This window comes from Paraburkholderia aromaticivorans, assembly GCF_012689525.1.
In the GTDB taxonomy this organism is placed as follows: domain Bacteria; phylum Pseudomonadota; class Gammaproteobacteria; order Burkholderiales; family Burkholderiaceae; genus Paraburkholderia; species Paraburkholderia aromaticivorans_A.
Genome location: NZ_CP051516.1, coordinates 1344514 through 1361748, shown reverse-complemented (window position 1 = coordinate 1361748; position 17235 = coordinate 1344514). Strand labels below are relative to the sequence as shown.

General features: G+C 61.9%; 17 protein-coding genes. 9 read left to right on the top strand and 8 right to left on the bottom strand.

Translation table 11 applies throughout. From position 1 onward, the window contains the following. Positions 1-143: 143 nt before the first annotated feature. From HF916_RS34065 to HF916_RS34055, 3 genes are read left to right on the top strand one after another with little or no spacing between them, the layout of a single operon-like run. Positions 144-881, top strand: coding sequence for an energy transducer TonB (locus HF916_RS34065; RefSeq protein ID WP_168793211.1), 738 nt, complete (start codon positions 144-146; stop codon positions 879-881). Between the two features lie 28 nt (positions 882-909). After that, positions 910-1641 (top strand): MotA/TolQ/ExbB proton channel family protein, encoded by a 732-nt coding sequence (locus tag HF916_RS34060; protein ID WP_168793210.1) that lies wholly within the window; start codon positions 910-912, stop codon positions 1639-1641. Between the two features lie 16 nt (positions 1642-1657). Next, positions 1658-2077 carry an ExbD/TolR family protein gene (locus HF916_RS34055; protein ID WP_168793209.1) on the top strand — a complete coding sequence of 140 codons (420 nt, stop codon included), beginning with the start codon at positions 1658-1660 and terminating at the stop codon, positions 2075-2077. 354 nt (positions 2078-2431) lie between these two features. Here the strand turns inward: HF916_RS34055 and HF916_RS34050 are convergent, their stop codons facing one another. Then, positions 2432-3421 (bottom strand): LysR family transcriptional regulator, encoded by a 990-nt coding sequence (locus HF916_RS34050; RefSeq protein WP_168793208.1) that lies wholly within the window; start codon positions 3419-3421, stop codon positions 2432-2434. A 122-nt stretch (positions 3422-3543) separates the two neighbouring features. Here HF916_RS34050 and HF916_RS34045 point away from each other — a divergent pair, with 122 nt between their 5' ends. The 4 genes from HF916_RS34045 to hemP all read left to right on the top strand — a co-directional run bounded on the left by HF916_RS34045 (position 3544) and on the right by hemP (position 5935). Next, positions 3544-4422, top strand: a complete 879-nt coding sequence (locus HF916_RS34045) for a pirin family protein (RefSeq protein ID WP_168793207.1) — start codon at positions 3544-3546, stop codon at positions 4420-4422. 155 nt (positions 4423-4577) lie between these two features. After that, positions 4578-4976, top strand: a complete 399-nt coding sequence (locus tag HF916_RS34040; RefSeq protein ID WP_168793206.1) for an OsmC family protein — start codon at positions 4578-4580, stop codon at positions 4974-4976. A 24-nt stretch (positions 4977-5000) separates the two neighbouring features. After that, positions 5001-5483 carry an SRPBCC family protein gene (locus HF916_RS34035; RefSeq protein ID WP_168793205.1) on the top strand — a complete coding sequence of 161 codons (483 nt, stop codon included), beginning with the start codon at positions 5001-5003 and terminating at the stop codon, positions 5481-5483. Between the two features lie 191 nt (positions 5484-5674). Then, a complete protein-coding gene (gene hemP, locus HF916_RS34030) occupies positions 5675-5935 on the top strand; it encodes a hemin uptake protein HemP (RefSeq protein ID WP_168793204.1) in 261 nt (86 codons plus the stop codon). Positions 5936-6219: 284 nt separating this feature from the next. Here the strand turns inward: hemP and HF916_RS34025 are convergent, their stop codons facing one another. From HF916_RS34025 to uvrB, 5 genes are all read right to left on the bottom strand, one after another. Beyond that, a complete protein-coding gene (locus tag HF916_RS34025) occupies positions 6220-7626 on the bottom strand; it encodes a 4Fe-4S binding protein (protein ID WP_168793203.1) in 1407 nt (468 codons plus the stop codon). After that, entirely contained in the window at positions 7623-8468 is an 846-nt protein-coding gene (locus HF916_RS34020; protein WP_168793202.1) for an FTR1 family iron permease, read from the bottom strand. Before HF916_RS34020 ends, HF916_RS34025 begins: the two co-directional genes overlap by 4 nt. Before the next feature lie 74 nt (positions 8469-8542). Beyond that, positions 8543-8875 carry a cupredoxin domain-containing protein gene (locus HF916_RS34015; RefSeq protein WP_012432429.1) on the bottom strand — a complete coding sequence of 111 codons (333 nt, stop codon included), beginning with the start codon at positions 8873-8875 and terminating at the stop codon, positions 8543-8545. A 153-nt stretch (positions 8876-9028) separates the two neighbouring features. Then, on the bottom strand, positions 9029-9577 hold the full coding sequence (locus tag HF916_RS34010) for an iron transporter (RefSeq protein WP_168793201.1): 549 nt from the start codon (positions 9575-9577) through the stop codon (positions 9029-9031). A 334-nt stretch (positions 9578-9911) separates the two neighbouring features. Further along, positions 9912-12005 carry an excinuclease ABC subunit UvrB gene (uvrB, locus tag HF916_RS34005; RefSeq protein WP_168793200.1) on the bottom strand — a complete coding sequence of 698 codons (2094 nt, stop codon included), beginning with the start codon at positions 12003-12005 and terminating at the stop codon, positions 9912-9914. Between the two features lie 453 nt (positions 12006-12458). On the opposite strand from uvrB, the gene HF916_RS34000 reads away from it, so the two are divergent. After that, positions 12459-13658, top strand: coding sequence for an amino acid aminotransferase (locus HF916_RS34000; RefSeq protein ID WP_168793199.1), 1200 nt, complete (start codon positions 12459-12461; stop codon positions 13656-13658). Between the two features lie 216 nt (positions 13659-13874). On the opposite strand, the gene HF916_RS33995 is transcribed toward HF916_RS34000, so the two are convergent. Beyond that, positions 13875-15113 carry a DUF3734 domain-containing protein gene (locus HF916_RS33995; RefSeq protein WP_168793198.1) on the bottom strand — a complete coding sequence of 413 codons (1239 nt, stop codon included), beginning with the start codon at positions 15111-15113 and terminating at the stop codon, positions 13875-13877. Positions 15114-15123: 10 nt separating this feature from the next. Further along, positions 15124-15921 (bottom strand): 3-hydroxybutyrate dehydrogenase, encoded by a 798-nt coding sequence (locus HF916_RS33990; protein WP_168793197.1) that lies wholly within the window; start codon positions 15919-15921, stop codon positions 15124-15126. 222 nt (positions 15922-16143) lie between these two features. On the opposite strand from HF916_RS33990, the gene HF916_RS33985 reads away from it, so the two are divergent. After that, a complete protein-coding gene (locus tag HF916_RS33985; protein WP_168793196.1) occupies positions 16144-17115 on the top strand; it encodes a potassium channel beta subunit family protein in 972 nt (323 codons plus the stop codon). Positions 17116-17235 lie beyond the last annotated feature (120 nt).

Below are 17235 nucleotides of genomic sequence, written 5' to 3'. Positions count from 1 at the left end.
AGCTACCCGCTCACCCGTCACAGGAGTTCGAGATGGAATTGCTGATTGGTTTCGTGACTACTTTGTTCATTTCGCTGCTGATTTTTCGAACATGACGATGTCCTGTCTGACGCGCTGCATCGACAGCGCGCCACCACGCTAACATGCCGGCTTCGCATACCGCTTCAGCCAGCGTCATGCCGGCTTTGTCTACCCGACCGAACTCGCGCGTCCTGACCGCAACCGCCGTGGTTGCAGCGATTCACGTCGCGCTGCTTGCCGTGGTGATGACCTTGCGTCATGAGCCCGTGCAACCGGCCCTCGAATCGCGCGTCATGACCGCGCAGTTGCTGCCGCCGGCGCCGGTCGCCGCGCCGGTCGCGATTCAATCGATCGCGCCGCCGCCACCCACGCCGACGCCGCCGGTTCGTACCAAGCCGAAGGTCCAGCCGAAGCCGACTCCGACCCCCAAGCCGACGCCTACACCTCTACCGGTGGCGGCCGCACCGTCGCCGACGCCCGTTGCCGCACCCGATCCGACGCCGCCCGCGCCGGCCGCACCCGTTGCGCCGCCGACGCCTGCTGCTCCGGCGATCGGCCGTCAGACGATGGAGATCAGCGCGCCAAAAGACATTTCGCACCTCACGTGCAATATCGCCAAACCTGACTACCCGGCGCTGTCCAGGCGCCGCGGCGAGACTGGCACGGTGATCGTGAGTCTCGTGGTCGGCGTGACTGGCAAGTTCGAAAACGTCGCTCTGAAAAAGAGCAGCGGTTTCAGCCGCCTCGACGAGGCCGCGCTCGACGCAGTGCGCGCGAGCGCCTGCAAACCTTATCTTGAGAACGGGCAGCCGGTACGGGTCCCGACCAGCCAGCCTTACGTCTTCAATCTGAACGATTGAGGCAGCTTTTAAAAAAAAAGGAATTGCAATGCAGAACTACGGACTGGCGCACGTCTGGACGCAAGGGGATTTCGTGACGCGCGGCATCGCGCTCGCGCTGTTGATCATGTCGGTCATGTCGTGGAGCGTGATTGTCATCAAAGGCTGGAATGTGATGCGCCTGAACCGCCTCACGAAGAATGCCGAGCAGGCGTTCTGGCATTCCGACGATCTCGCCGACGGCGTGAAGAAGCTCGGCGCCGGCTCGTCGACGCCGCAGGACAATCCGTTCCTCGCGCTGGCGCTGTCGGGCCAGGAAGCGGCCGATCACCATCATCAGACGCAGCCGCATCTGCATGACCGCATGGATGTGTCGGACTGGGTCACGCGCTGCCTGAAGGACACGATGGACGAAAGCGTCGCGCGCATGCAGAGCGGTCTCGCGATTCTCGCGTCGATCGGCAGCACGGCGCCGTTCGTCGGCCTGTTTGGCACGGTGTGGGGCATCTATCATGCGCTGCTGGCCATCGGCGCAAGCGGCCAGTCGTCGATCGATCAGGTCGCCGGCCCGGTTGGTGAAGCGTTGATCATGACCGCGTTCGGCCTGTTCGTCGCGATTCCGGCAGTGCTCGGCTACAACGCACTGACGCGCGCCAACAAGGCGGTGGTCGCCAAACTGAGCCGCTTTGCGCATGGCCTGCATGCATTCTTCGTGACGGGCGCGCGCCTGTCGTCGTCCAAGCGCGGCGACGGCTTGCGTCTCGCCACACGCACGAACTGATCGACGAGGCACTCCGATGGCAATGAGCCCCTTCGCCGGCGACGATGACGACGGCCTGATGAACGAAATCAACATGACGCCGCTCGTCGACGTGATGTTGGTTCTCCTGATCGTCTTTATGGTGACGATTCCGGTGATTCGTCACGCGGTCAAAATCGATCTGCCGCACGCAAGCAGTCAGAAGGAAGACACCAAGCCCGCGCAAGTCACGGTCGCGGTCGACGCGAACGGCAACGTCACGTGGGACGACAAGAAGGTCGACGAAGCCGCGCTGAGCGCGAAGATCGCGGAAGCCGCGCAAGCGAACCCGCAACCCGAGTTGCATCTGGACGCGGACCGCAAGGTTCCGTACGAGAAAGTGGCGGAAGTGATGGCGGCCGCGCAGGCCGGCGGCCTCACGAAGATCGGCTTCGTGACACAACCGAAAAGCAGGTAATGTGGTGGAAAGCCCTTGAAACAGGGGCCAAAAAGTAAAAGGCCTTCATCGTCAGATGAAGGCCTTTTTTTGTGCGCACTCGGCGCCTTCGGGCGGCGGGATCATTTGCCATCGGTCGAAGATTGATAGCTACTCGAATCACCGCATGCGACAGCCGTGATCGACACGGACAGCGCGGTCAGCCCTATCAGGCCGGCTATCATAGCGGCCATGAGTTTTCGCATAAGAGACTCCTTAGCGAAGGGATTTCACTATAGGCCCGCGAGCCCGTGCAATCAAGCAAACGGCCATTGAAAGTACTCATGACAGGCCACGCTTAAATGCTAAAAGCGATGTGGTGGCCCGTAAGAAGTGCTATGGCGCGATCGCGAACATCGGCTGCGCGGCAGCGGCCTTTTCCTCGCGCGCGGGACACTCGCCCATGATGTGTTTACCGTCGTCGGGATCGAGCATCTCGACCAGATAATCGACAAACGCGCGCACGGCCGGCACCATCCCCTGCCGCGACACGAATACGGCGTACAACTGCGGCGTCGGAAAGGTCCAGCCCGGCATGACCGGCGACAATTGCCCGGCTCGCAGCGCGGCGCCATACATCATCTCCGGCAGCGCCGCGATACCGACGCCGGCGAGCACCGCTTCACGAATCGTCATCAGATCGGCGGTCACGAGGCGCGGCTCGTGTTCGTGCGCATGACGCGTGCCGTCGGGCGCGATCAGGTTGTAGACGTGGCGTCCGTCGCCGGTCGGCACGTCGAGCGTTTCGAAACCGTCCAGATCGGCCGGCAGCAACGGCGGCGCGTTCTGTTGCAACAGGCTCGGCGCGCCGACCAGCATCTGCTGCGTGCGCCACAGCGGCCGCACGACGATGTTGGCGTTTTCGGGCGGATCGGAACGCACGCGCAGCGCGACGTCGATCGAATCCTCGAACAGATCGACCACGCGGTTCGTCACGCGCATCACCACGCGCACTTCCGGATAGCGATGCATGAATTCCGGCAGGATCTGCGACAGGATGGTCTGCGAGATCGTGACCGGCACGCTGACGCGCACCGTGCCGCGCGGCGACGAGCGCAGTTGCTGGACGACGTTGACGGCCGCCTGCGCCTCGCTCAGCATCGCCTGACAATGCTGATAGAACAGTTGACCGGCTTCGGTCAGTGCCAGCTTGCGCGTGGATCGCTGCAGCAGTCGCACGCCGAGCGACGCCTCCAGCTCGGTCAGCCGGCGCGACAGCCGCGACTTGGAAATCCCCAGCACGCGTTCGGCGGCGGAAAACCCGCCATGTTCAACGACCTGCGAAAAATACATCAGGTCATTCAGATTATGTGAATCGATCTTCATCTCATCGTTCCAGTAATAGAACAATCCATTGCGTGAGGGCGGCTGGCACCCCGGAAAACGGTCCCTATAATAGCTCCATGTTTCAAAAATAACGCTATTCCCCATTTTTTGAGGTGACTTTGATGAGCACGACCCGCACGATCGAACGCACGTTTCCGGCCGTTCGCACGACCGAGGGTGGCGGCTTTATCGTCCACCGCCCGTTTCCGACCCGCCTGTTGATGGACTTCGATCCGTTCCTGCTGCTCGACGAAATGGGCCCGATCGACTACGCGCCGGGCGAGGCCAAAGGCGCGCCCGATCATCCGCATCGCGGTTTTGAAACGGTCACGTACGTGCTCGAGGGCCAGTTCGGCCACAAGGATTCGGCCGGCCACTCCGGCACCCTGCACGCCGGCGACGTGCAATGGATGACCGCGGGTGCGGGCGTCGTGCACAGCGAGATGCCGGACCCGTCGTTCGTCCGCACGGGTGGACGCGTGCACGGACTGCAGCTCTGGGTGAATCTGCCGCGTCGCGACAAGATGATCGAGCCGCGTTATCAGGAAATGCCGTCAGAGAGCATTCCGGTGGCGACGTCCGCGGACGGCAAGGTGCGCGTCAAGGTGATCGCCGGCGAAGCGCTCGGCGTCAAGGCGGCAGTCGAAACGCGTACGCCGATCCTGTACCAGCATTTCTCGCTGCAACCGGGCGCGACGATCCAGCAGCCGGTGCCGGCCGACTATCGCGTGTTTGCATATAGCCTGTCCGGCAAAGGCTTCTACGGCGAAGGCGAAGCGCGTCAGGAAATCGACGCGCAGAAAATGGTCGTGTTTCAGAACGATGGCGACTCCGTGACGCTCACGGCCGGCGCGGAGCCACTCGAGGTGCTGTTGCTGGGCGGCGTGCCACTGAGGGAGCCCGTGGTGCGCTACGGCCCGTTCGTGATGAACACGGAAGACGAGATTCGCCAGGCTGTCGTCGATTACCAGGCTGGGCGCATGGGCGCGATCACGCATTGAATCGACAGCGGGCGCGGCACGATCCGTCGGCGTCGCAACCCGGGGCGCGAAGGCCGGTAAATTCGTTCACAATAGCAATTCAGGCCGCGCGCCACGCCGTTCACTGATAACGGGCCGTGGCGCGCGGCAATTTCCGTCCCTGTTCAGGAGCGCGCATGACAGAGTCCACCGTCACCGCCCACATCGGCTCGACGAATTTCCAGGTCCTTTTCGACGACGGCAAGCACACATGGCTTGCCGACGAACCCGAGTCGCTCGGCGGCGGTGATCGCGGGCCGACGCCCGTCTCGCTGTTGCTGTCGAGCCTCGGCGCGTGCACGTCGATTACGCTGAAGATGTACGCTCAGCGCAAGGACTGGCCGCTCGCCGACGTGCGCGTGACGCTCTCGCTCGAAACCGGCGACGCGGGTACGACCATCGACCGTAAGATCGTGCTCGAAGGCAACCTGTCCGACGAGCAGCGGGAACGGCTTTTGCAAATCGCCAATCAGTGCCCGGTTCACAAGATCCTCACGCATACGATCACGATCCGTTCGGGGCTCGCCGTCGCTTAAACGCTTTCATAGGAAGCCGTCGTTTTGAATTTCGAACACCTTATCCAGATCAACGACCCGTTGAATCCGTTTGTCGAATCGATGACCCGCGAGCAGTTGTGGGAAGGTCTCGTGCTGCGCGCCGAACAGCCGCAGCTGTTCGTGATCGGGCTCGACAGTTGCACAATTCTTTCGCGCGAAGGCAACGTCCTCGAACGGGAATTGCACTACGGCCAGGCCACGGTGCGCGACCGCGTCACGCTGGAGGAAAGCCAGAGCGTGCGCTACGACATTCTGCCGACGGCCGACTACGTTGGCGGCTCGCTCACCATGACCATCGAGCAGCCGGACGAATTGCAATTGTTTCTGCGCTTCGAATACGCGACCACGCTGCCCGAATCGACCGATCCCGACGCGCATCAGACGCAGGAGATCGTGAAGTCGGCGTATCGGGAGAACGATATCGATACTGTTCGGCTGATTCGCCAGTACGTGCAAACGAAGCAGGAGCCCGGCACGCTGCATTGAATATCGCGCGGGCGCCCTGCCCGCCATTGAGCGCAAGACCGCCGACCGTTCAGGCGGTCGTTCTCCAGACTCCCTCCGCCTCTAAGCCCCTCTGACTATCGAAACTCAAATCCGATCAATTTCTCTTTCTTGTAAATGGGAATAGTTATCATTTAGAATTAATCCATCGAATCGACCAACAGCTAAAACGAATGACCGATCTCACGCGCCCTTCCACACTTAGCGTGCGCCGTCCGGCGGCCGCGCTGACCAGCCGTCCGAAAACGTCGACGGCAACGGTAACCGGCCAGAAGCCTGGCGCGGATCGCACTAACGGGACGGGCGAGACGTCGGAGCGGGTCGTTCGCAGCGACGCTTTGCTGCAAGGACACAGCCACGTCAGCATCGTACATAACGGCGAGACCTACCAGCTGCGGGCCACGCGCTTAGGCAAGCTGATCCTGACGAAGTAGGAACGAATAGCAGTCAGTACCGGGTATTGTGGGGACCACCTCCCAGAGAGGTGTTAGGCAGTAGCCAGCCACGACGGCTTGCACGTGAGAACTAGACCCCTTCGTGCAGACACCAAGCCAGCCGTCGCAGCAAGCCAGGCCGCTTTTTTTGGTTCTCACTCGATACGGCGACACGCTACAACATGCGCCGATCATGCGAAAAATGGAAAAGCCGTGGGATGGTGTCATCCCACGGCTTTTTGTTTGGTCCGGCGCCAACCACTGCAGCAGCGAGCGTTAATGCGTTACTTCGAAGCCCAGCCCCAGAACATCAGCCACCATGCGCTATCGACCACCGCCAGCGCCGCGGCGAACCACACCATCGCGAGGCCGCGTTGAACGAGGCGCTCGCTATAGCGACGCGTTACGAGCCACGCGAGCCATGCGCTCCACAGGTTGGCAATCGCCAGAATCGCGATGCGCATATCCGACGCCCACCACAACGACACATGCTCCGCGCGCAGCAGCGACAGCGTGGTAGCGGACAGGCCGAGAAACACGCCCGCGCCGGCAATCGGAATCAACCCTTGCGTCAAATGATGCAGACGCACGCTATTGAAGCGCCCCAGCATGCGCGTCGCGCCCATCAGCAGTACCAGCAGCACGGTGCCGTACACCAGCGCCGTGGCGAGGATGTAGCCGATCACCATCGCACCGTCGAGCCACGAAAACACGTCGTTCTGCTCGGGGTAATGCGTGAACAGGAACCACGGCACGTTGGTGTCGAGCGGCCACGTGATGTCGTGATCGACCAGCCAGTTCGCGAAGAAAATCTTCAGATCGACGAACCAGCGCGACGCCGTCCAGTGGAACGCGCCGATCGCGATGCCGAGCAGGCCGTACAGGATCAACGCGGTATCCCACGCGTTGGCCTGCTTGTCGCCCAACTGCACGACTTCCGACGTCGGCGAGCGCCACGTCAACGCAATCGCGTCGCGGTGCCCGCTGCAACGCCCGCACATATGGCAGTCCGACGCGCCCTTCATATTGCGCAACGGCACGAGCGGCGCGCAATTGATCGGAATCACGCGATGCCCATGCTCACCGTTCTTATAAGAATGGCGCCATGCCTCTTCATCGACTTTGTAGTGAAACGGTGCGAGCCGCGCCAGAAGCGAAAAAACCCCGTTGACGGGGCAGAGGTACTTGCACCAGACGCGCTTCTCGCGTCCGTATAGCAGGCCGATGATCATCGCCGCGAATGTCGAGCCGCCTAACACCAGCAGCACGGCTTTCGGATACTGGTAGACGCTCACCATCTGACCGTAGATGGTGGTGATGCCGAACGCGACGAACGGCCAGCCGCCCCAGCGCATCCAGCGCGGAATCGCCCAGCCTCGCCCGTATTTGCTGGCAAATTCGGCGAGCGCACCTTCGGGACACAGCACGCCGCACCAGACGCGGCCGAGCATGATCATCGAGAGCAACACGAAGGGCCACCAGATACCCCAGAACACGAACTGTGCGGCAAGCGTCAGGTTGTTCCACAAGTGCGCCGTATCGTCCGGCAGCGGCAGCACCGCCGGCACCAGAATCAGAAACGCATACACCGCCACCACGACCCACTGAATGCCGCGAATCGCGGCACCATGACGCTGCATCCACTGCCCGGCCGCCGCAAGGCGGCCCGGGCGGCTCATTACCGTACTCATGCCGTGCGTCCGGCAGCTTGCCGCGCCGGCTTGCCATTCGCGCGGCGCACCAGCAGATAGACCACCGCCCAATAAGCCGCGTAGGCGATCAGATTCATCAGCGCCGGATGAGCGCGATAGCCGGTGAGCGTGGCGACCAGCGAACCGAAGGTGCTCGAATCATCGAGGATCGCCGACGAATTCCACATCTGGTCGATGATGGTCGGCAGGATTTCCTTGTCGATCAGCTTGTCGACGCCGGTCTGGAACAAGCCCGCGCCGAGGAACAACAGCATGATTTCCGTGATGCGGAAAAAGAGCCGCCACGAGAAGATCTTGCCGCCCAGTTGCAACACATAGAAGGTCAGGAACGCGAGCGCGAGGCCGATCACGACCGCGAGCATCTGGCTGGCGTCCACGTGACCCGACTGGCCGAAGCCGAGGCCGTACAGAAAGATCACCGTCTCGCTGCCTTCACGCGCGATCGCCAACGCCACCAGCAACGCGACGCCCCACCAGTTCGAATCGCGCTGGCTCTTTTGCAGCGACTGTTCCATGTCGCGCTTGAGCGTGCGGCCGTGCTGCTTCATCCACAGCACCATCTGCACGATCAGCACGCAGGCGACCAGCACCATCGCGGTCTGGAAATAATCCTGCGCGTCGCCGGAGAGCACTTCGGTGAAACCGACCAGCGCGGCGCCGAGCGCCACCGCCGCGATCACGCCGGCCACCACGCCGCCCCACAGGTAAGGCAAACCGCGGCGCGCATCGTCGTCGCCATTCTTCAGCCACGCGTACAGGATGCCGACGACCAGCAACGCCTCGACACTTTCCCGCCATACGATGAATAGAATCTGACCCATCAAGCTCTCCCTCTACCCTTACTGCTTTTGCGAACGCACGAGCCATTCAAGGCCTGTACTCGCGTCCCAAGCCATTACTTCGCGACGATGACGCCCTGCGCCTGCTGGTGGAAATCGTCGAAAAATTTGTACTCGCCCGGCTCGAGCGGCGCGATCACGACGAACGAATCCGCGCCCGGCGCCAACACCTTTTCTTTACGCAACTGCACGCTTTCGAATTCGGCCGCGCCTTTGCCCGTGTTGCGCACTTCGATCTTGATACGCTGCCCCGCCGGCACTTCGATGCGGGCCGGGTTCAGCTTGCCGTCGTTCATTTCCAGCTTGAAGGTCGGCAGGTCGGCGGCCTGGGCCGCGCTTGCCAGCAAAACCGTGGCGGCGAAGATCGCGATCTTTCGGTTGATTCTCATTAGCCCTTCCGGAAAACGCGGCGCGTTGGCGGTCGGCCGCCAACGCGCCGTCTGCTGCACTGGCTCGTTCAGCCTCATTCGGTCACTCATTCAGCCATCCACTCACGCGCGGCCAAGCGGCAAAGCGTTGTCACGCGTGATGATGCGCGGCGATCAGTAGCCGCCCTTCTTGCCGATGCCGGCGTAAGCGAAGTCATATTCGAGCGTGATCGGCTTGAACCACGCACCCACGCCGGTTTCCTTGTCGACGTGGCGGCCGAAAGCCATGTGGCCCATTTGCATCGGCGCCTCGACGATCATCTTCAGGTGATACTTGCCCGGGCCTTGCAGCTTGACGTTGTCGCCGTAGTGCGGACCGTCGTTGGCGACCATCGGCATCAGGTCACCCTTTTGCGTCTGAGTCGAACCAGCTTTCGTCAGTTCATAGTGAACCTGCAGATACGGCATCCAGTCGCCTTCGGCGAAACCGGTCGGATTGTTCTTGACGGCGTGAATGTCCGCTTCGAGGTGGACGTCCGAATCCGAGGCTTTTCGCATCATGCCTTCGGGTTCCATGGTGATCGGCTGCAGATAGACCGCATTGATTTCCATGCCGCCATGAATCTGCTGCTTGCCGATCGGGTATTCCGCCGCCGCTGCCGAGAAAGCGGCGACCGCGGCCACTGCTGCTGCGCCACCACGCACAAATGAAGAAATCCGCATTGAAACTCCTTGTTTTTATCAGACTGGAATCGAACCCATTGGAACAGTGCGTCGCGCGTGCCTTGCGATGCAGCGGCCGCGGCGCTTGAGGACCGCGATTGATCGCCCGCGGGCTGGCATTACGAACGTTAATGCGAACCATTCTCAATATTGGTCGAGTTTATCATCGATCGCAAGGGAGAACAAATGAGAACGCACGCCAAGCCTTGTGGCAGCAGGGTCTTAAGGCGGACTTAAGGAAGGGCTGGGAAGGAAGTGATGCGATGCCGGGCGAGTGCCCGGCATGGATCGACAGGGCGCGGAGCATTGCCGCGCCCCAAAGCGGCCGGACGACTTAATCGACGCCGGACACGTGGTCGCCGACATTCGCGCCGAATACGCGCTGGCGCAGCAACGCAAGCTGGTCGCGGGTCTGCGCGGCCTTCTCGAACTCGAGGTTCTTGGCGTGCTCCATCATCTGCTTTTCGAGGCGCTTGAGTTCCTTGGCGAGTTGCTTCTCGGACATGTCCTCGAATTTCGCGCGTGCCTGCTGTTCCTTCAGTTCGGCGCGGGCGTCGTCGACGTTGTACACGCCGTCGATAATGTCGCGAATACGCTTGACCACCCCACGCGGCGTAATGCCGTTCTCGAGGTTGAAGGCGATCTGCTTGTTGCGCCGCCGGTCGGTTTCGTCGATGGCGCGGCGCATCGAGTCCGTGATCTTGTCTCCATAGAGAATCGCCTTGCCGTTCACATTCCGCGCCGCCCGGCCGATGGTCTGGATCAGTGAGCGCTCGGCACGCAGAAAGCCTTCCTTGTCCGCGTCGAGAATCGCGACCAGCGACACTTCAGGAATATCCAGCCCTTCGCGCAACAGGTTGATCCCCACCAGCACATCGAAGGTGCCCAGACGCAGATCGCGGATGATTTCGACGCGCTCCACGGTGTCGATGTCGCTGTGCAGATAACGCACCTTGACGCCGTGGTCGGCCAGGAACTCGGTCAACTGTTCCGCCATGCGTTTGGTCAGGACCGTGACCAGCACGCGGTCCCCCACCTTGACGCGCTCGTTGATCTCGCCCAGCACGTCGTCGACCTGGCTGCGCGCCGGGCGGACCTCGATTTCCGGATCGACGAGGCCGGTTGGACGCACCAGTTGCTCCGCCACCTGCCCAGCCGTCTTCTGCTCGTAGTCCGCCGGCGTGGCCGACACGAACACCACCTGACGCATCTTGCGTTCGAACTCGTTGAACTTGAGCGGCCGGTTGTCGAGCGCCGACGGCAGGCGAAAACCGTAGTCGACCAGATTTTCCTTACGCGCCCGGTCGCCGTTGTACATGCCGTTCAACTGGCCGATCAGCACGTGCGACTCGTCGAGCATCATGAGCGCGTCCGGCGGCAGATAGTCGACCAGGGTAGGCGGCGGCTCGCCGGGCGCCGCGCCCGAGAAGTGCCGCGAGTAGTTCTCGATGCCCTTGCAGAAGCCGAGTTCCTGCAGCATTTCCAGGTCGAAGCGCGTGCGCTGCTCGAGCCGCTGCGCTTCAACCAGCTTTCCGCCGCTATAAAAGAATTCGAGCCGTTCGCGCAGTTCGGTCTTGATCGTTTCGACCGCGCGCACCACGGTATCGCGCGGCGTCACGTAATGCGACGACGGATACACGGTGAAGCGTGGAATCTTCTGACGCACTCGGCCCGTGAGCGGATCGAATAGTTGCAGCGTTTCGACTTCGTCGTCGAACAACTCGATGCGCACCGCCATCTCGGCGTGCTCGGCCGGGAAGATATCGATCGTGTCGCCGCGCACACGGAACGAGCCGCGCTGGAAGTCGGCCTCGTTGCGGTTGTACTGCATGGCGATCAGCCGCGCGATGATATCGCGCTGGCCGAGCTTGTCGCCGGTGCGCAGCGTCAGAATCATCTTGTGATATTCGGACGGGTTGCCGATACCGTAAATCGCCGACACCGTGCCGACGATCACCACGTCGCGCCGCTCCATCAGACTCTTGGTGGCCGACAGCCGCATCTGCTCGATGTGCTCATTGATCGACGAGTCCTTCTCGATGAACAGATCGCGCTGCGGCACGTACGCTTCCGGCTGGTAGTAGTCGTAGTACGAGACGAAGTACTCGACCGCATTGCGCGGGAAGAACTCGCGGAACTCCGAATAAAGCTGCGCGGCGAGCGTCTTGTTCGGCGCGAACACGATGGCCGGGCGGCCGAGCCGCGCGATCGTGTTGGCCATTGTGAAGGTCTTGCCGGAACCGGTCACGCCGAGCAGCGTCTGGAACGCAAGACCGTCCTCGACGCCTTCGACGAGCGTGTCGATCGCCGTGGGCTGATCGCCGGCGGGCGGATACGGCTGGTAGAGCTGGAACGGCGAGCCTTCGAACCGGACGAATTTGGATTCGTCGAGCGTTTCTTCGGCTTCAGTCAGATGTTGTTCGGACATGGGGGCGGCACCGGGCCTTGGGCAAAGAACTATTCTAACGGGTTGCGGGAATCGGAGATCGAGCGGGTCTGCGTAGGGATTTGGGGGTTGGCGTGGGTAGGTTCGGACGCAATGGTGTGGCCCTTTGGGCACAGCCGCGTGGCATTGGCTAACGGCGACCCAACTGCCACAACGAGCCCTGATTCCTCCGGCTGCGGGCCGCTTTCCGGCTTTCTCCTGACGGCTTGGCGGGCAGTGCCGCTATTGCCACGTGATGTCGGAGTGCCTGTTTTTCAAGCAAAAAATTCCCTAAGAGCGGCGTTGGCGTCCGAAAAACGGTCGCGAATTCGTTACAATGCGAAGCTGCGCTCGGTCGCCGCCGCCCACAGCGCGTCCACGTTTTGCGTCGGACGCGGCTGGGCCGGCCGTCCGCGATCGAAGCCGCCCTCTTCTCACTACTGCTGCCCACCCATCATGTCTCTGTTCTCCGCCGTCGAACTTGCTCCCCGCGACCCGATTCTGGGCCTGAACGAAGCCTTCAACGCCGATGCGCGCACCACCAAGGTCAACCTTGGCGTCGGCGTGTACTTCAACGAAGAAGGCAAGATTCCGCTGCTGCGCGCCGTGCGCGACGCCGAAAAGGCTCGCGTCGAAGCTGCGCTGCCGCGCGGGTATCTGCCGATCGAAGGCATTGCCGCTTACGATGCCGCCGTGCAGAACCTGCTGCTCGGCGACGACTCGCCGCTGATCGCGGCAGGCCGCGTCGTGACGGCGCAGGCATTGGGCGGCACGGGTGCGCTGAAGATCGGCGCGGACTTCCTGAAGCGCCTGAACCCGAACGCGAAGGTCGCGATCAGCGATCCGAGCTGGGAAAACCACCGTGCGCTGTTCGAAAGCGCAGGCTTCGAAGTCGTGTCGTACCCGTACTACGACGCGCACACCCACGGCGTGAATTTCGACGCCATGTTGAGCGCGCTGAACAGCTACGCAGCAGGCACCGTCGTCGTGCTGCACGCGTGCTGCCACAACCCGACCGGCGTGGACCTGAGCATCGAGCAATGGAAGCAGGTTGTCGAAGTCGTCAAGGCGCGCAATCTGGTGCCGTTCCTCGACATCGCTTATCAAGGTTTCGGCGACAACATCGAAGCGGACGCTGCAGCCGTGCGTCTGTTCGCTGCGTCGGAACTGAACGTGTTCGTGTCGTCGTCGTTCTCGAAGTCGTTCTCGCTGTACGGCGAGCGCGTCGGCGCGCTGTCCGTCATCACGGCAAGCAAGGAAGAAGCCGCTCGCGTGTTGTCGCAACTCAAGCGCGTGATCCGCACGAACTACTCGAACCCGCCGACGCATGGCGGTTCGGTGGTCGCGGCCGTGCTCGCGTCGCCGGAACTGCGCGCCACGTGGGAATCCGAATTGGCCGAAATGCGTGACCGTATTCGCGCCATGCGCAATGGTCTGGTCGAACGCCTGAAGGCGAGCGGCGTGGATCGCGATTTCAGCTTCGTGAACGCGCAGCGTGGCATGTTCTCGTACTCGGGTCTGACGGCGCCGCAAGTGGACCGTCTGCGTGAAGAGTTTGGTATCTACGCCGTAGGAACGGGCCGCATCTGCGTGGCTGCGCTGAATACGCGCAACCTCGACGTAGTGGCCAACGCGGTCGCTCACGTGTTGAAGTAAGGTATTGGCGGGCGCGGGCATTCATTGCACGCGCTCTGCTGGGACTGGTTGTGGAAACGGCGCCCTTTTTAGGGCGCCGTTTTTGTTTGCGGCCCGATTGCAGTTTGCAACCTGCTTGTTGCTTGTTGCTCGAACAAAGCCGCTTTCGGTACAGCAAGGACTGCCACAATTGCCGCGACCCACTTCGGTCACGCGCTACTCAGACTCGTGGCTCTTTCAGCGCGCATCCCGATGGATATCATGCGTGACAAAGCCCGCGTCGTTATCCGGCATGTCGAACCAATCGGGGTGCGCGAGCGAATGGCGGATGTCCTCCAGACCACTTTGCCAGTGTTCACGCATTGTCGACAGGCCGAACTGAAAGTCCTTGTAGTGCCCTTCGTACTCCTTGTGCCGGTAGATCAGATGGACCACGTTGTAGCGCTTCGAACACGACAGATCCTCGGCCAACTTGCACCACGGGTCGTCACGCTGATCGGACGGCACGCGATCCAGCACCTCGCGCAACACATGGCGGAAACGCTGCGACCGTTGCAGCATATCGGTCACGAGACGCGTGCGGCTCGAATACTGAATGTCTTTCATGCGCCCTTGCACGTCGGTGATGTTGTCCGGCACCGGTCCGATCGCGCTCCAGAGATCGACCTGGAAGGCGAGCGTGTCGCGACGCGGCGTGGACTGGATCACCTCATAGAGCGGCGTGTTCGACATCAAACCACCGTCCCAGTAGTACTGACCGTCGATCTCGACCGCCGCGAAGCCGGGCGGCAACGCGCCTGACGCCATGAAATGCTCGGGCCTGAGCGTTGTGTGCGTGTTATCGAAGTACGCAAAATTCCCCGTGCCGCAATTGACCGCCCCCACCGAGACGCGCGTTTCCTTCGAATTGATCCGGTCGAAATCGCAGAACGCTTCGAGCGTGGCCTTCAACGGCGTGGTGTCGTAATAGCTGGCCAGTTGCGGCGGCCCGGACACAGTGGGCAACGGCGGTGGAAAGCGCGGCACGAAAAAGCCCTTCTGCCCTTCGACGATGGCGCCCATTGCCTGCGTTGCCGTAAAGGCCTTGCGCACGGCGTCGCTGGAATTGAAGAAAGCGTGCTCGATAAATGCGGGCAACGGCGGCCCGAAGGCCGGTTGGCAGATCGTCTCCCAGAATTGCAGCAGCCGTTCAACCCGCTTTTCGGGCGGATTGCCGGCAATGATCGCCGTATTCAACGCGCCGATCGAAATGCCGGCCAGCCAGTTCGGCTTGATGCCTGCTTCGTAAAGTCCCTGAAAGACACCGGCCTGATAGGCGCCCAATGCGCCACCGCCTTGCAGCATCAAGGCGACGGTTTCGTAGTTGGGCAAATGGAGGTGCCGGCCGAGATGCGCGGAGGGCGCCGGACCGGCGCCCTCGCCTTCCCCGTCGCCGGGCGCGCCGACGCGCGCCCGCTTGAGATTGCGTTGCGCCATAGGCACCTCCTTATTGCATGTACCAGCCGTGGCTCACAATAAAGGACTGGCCGGTCAGCGCCGCCGTCGGGAAGGTGGACAGGAACAGCACCGTTTGCGCGACGTCTTCCACCGTGGTGAAGACACCGTCGACCGTGCCGCCCAGCATGACGCGCTTGACCACGTCTTCCTCGCTGATGCCCAGTTCCTTGGCCTGCTCGGGAATCTGCTTGTCGACGAGCGGCGTGCGCACGAAACCCGGACACACGACATGCGAGCGCACGTTGTGCTTTGCGCCTTCTTTGGCGAGTACGCGCGAGAGGCCCAGCAGTGCGTGCTTGGCCGTGACATAAGCCGATTTGAGCGGCGACGCTTCGTGCGAGTGGACCGAGCCCATGTAGATCACGATGCCGCCGCGATCGTCCTTGTACATGTGCTTGAGCGCGGCCTTGGTGGTCAGGAATGCGCCGTCCACGTGAATCGCCTGCATCTTCTTCCAATCCGAAAACGAATAGTTTTCGATCGGATTGACGATCTGAATGCCGGCGTTGGAAATAAGAATATCGACCGAGCCGAGTTCCGCTGCCACTTTGTCGATGCCCTGATTGACGGCGTCTTCGTTCGTGACGTCCATCGCCACGCCGATCGCCTTGCCGCCGCCCTTTTTGATTTCTTCAGCGACGGCGTTCGCGCCGTCCTGATTCAGGTCGGCGATCGCGACTGCCGCGCCCGCCGCGGAAAGAGTCAGCGCAATCTGCTTGCCGATGCCGCTTGCGGCGCCGGTAACTACCGCAACTTTGCCATTCAGATTCGTGTTCGTTGACGACATCCAGAACCTCCATGCAGTTGATGAGCAATGAGACCACGGGCCGCGGGCGGCGTGAAGTCAGCCAAACGGCATAGGCCGTCTGGCTGAATGCTGCACTGCGGCCAACGCTGCTATTGTGCATGAACCGCGTGAACTGCATCGGTAAACTGCGCATCGAAGCGTATCTCTTTAAACTGGACGTTTCGGCAGGATTCCGGTGGCATCACCAACAAGGAGGCATGCATGAATTATCGACGTCTGGGCCGTTCCGGCCTGCAAGTCAGCGAACTGTCCATCGGCTCGTGGGTCACCTACGGCAATCAGGTGGACACCCACGCAGCGCGCGAATCGCTCGCGGCCGCGCGCGACGCGGGAGTCAACTTCTTCGACAACGCCGAGGTGTATGCCGGCGGCAAATCCGAAGAAATCATGGGCCAGGCGCTCAAGGAACTGGCGTGGCCGCGCGTGAGCTATGTGGTGTCGACGAAATTCTTCTGGGGACTCGCGGAAGCGCCGAACCAATACCACACGCTGAACCGCAAATATTTGCTGAACGCGATCGACGCGTCGCTCAAACGGCTGCAGCTCGACTATGTCGATCTGGTGTTCTGTCATCGTCCGGACCCGAACACGCCGGTGGAGGAGACCGTCTGGGCCATGAGCGACATGATCACTCGCGGCAAGGCGCTGTACTGGGGCACGTCCGAATGGAGCGCCGATGAAATCCGCGCCGCTTATGACATCGCGGAGCGGCATCATCTGCACAAGCCGGTCATGGAGCAGCCGCAGTACAACCTGTTCCACCGCAAGCGCGTCGAGGACGAATACAAGCGGCTTTACGAGGACATCGGCCTCGGGCTGACTACGTGGAGTCCGCTCGCGTCCGGTTTGCTGACCGGTAAATACCGTGACGGCGTGCCGGCCGACAGCCGCGCGCAATTGCAAGGCTACGACTGGCTGCGCAAGCAGGTCACCGACGCGGGCAAGAACAACGTGGTCGGCAAGCTCGGCAAAGTGGCGGACGAGTTAGGCTGCACGATCGGTCAACTCGCCATTGGCTGGATTCTGAAGAATCCGAATGTCAGTACGGTGATTACGGGTGCGTCGCGGGTCGAACAGATCGGCGAGAACATGAAGTCCGCCGACGTGGCCGAGCGGATCACGCCGGAGATCAAAACGCGAATCGAGGAGATTATCGGCGACGCGCACGACTGACCGGACCCGCGTGACCGCGTAACATGGCCGTGGCGGCATCGCGGCCATGGCCGTGGCCGGGTTACGCGCGGAACTCACTGCAAAGCACGGTGCGCAACGCGGCGTCGCGTACAATACGCG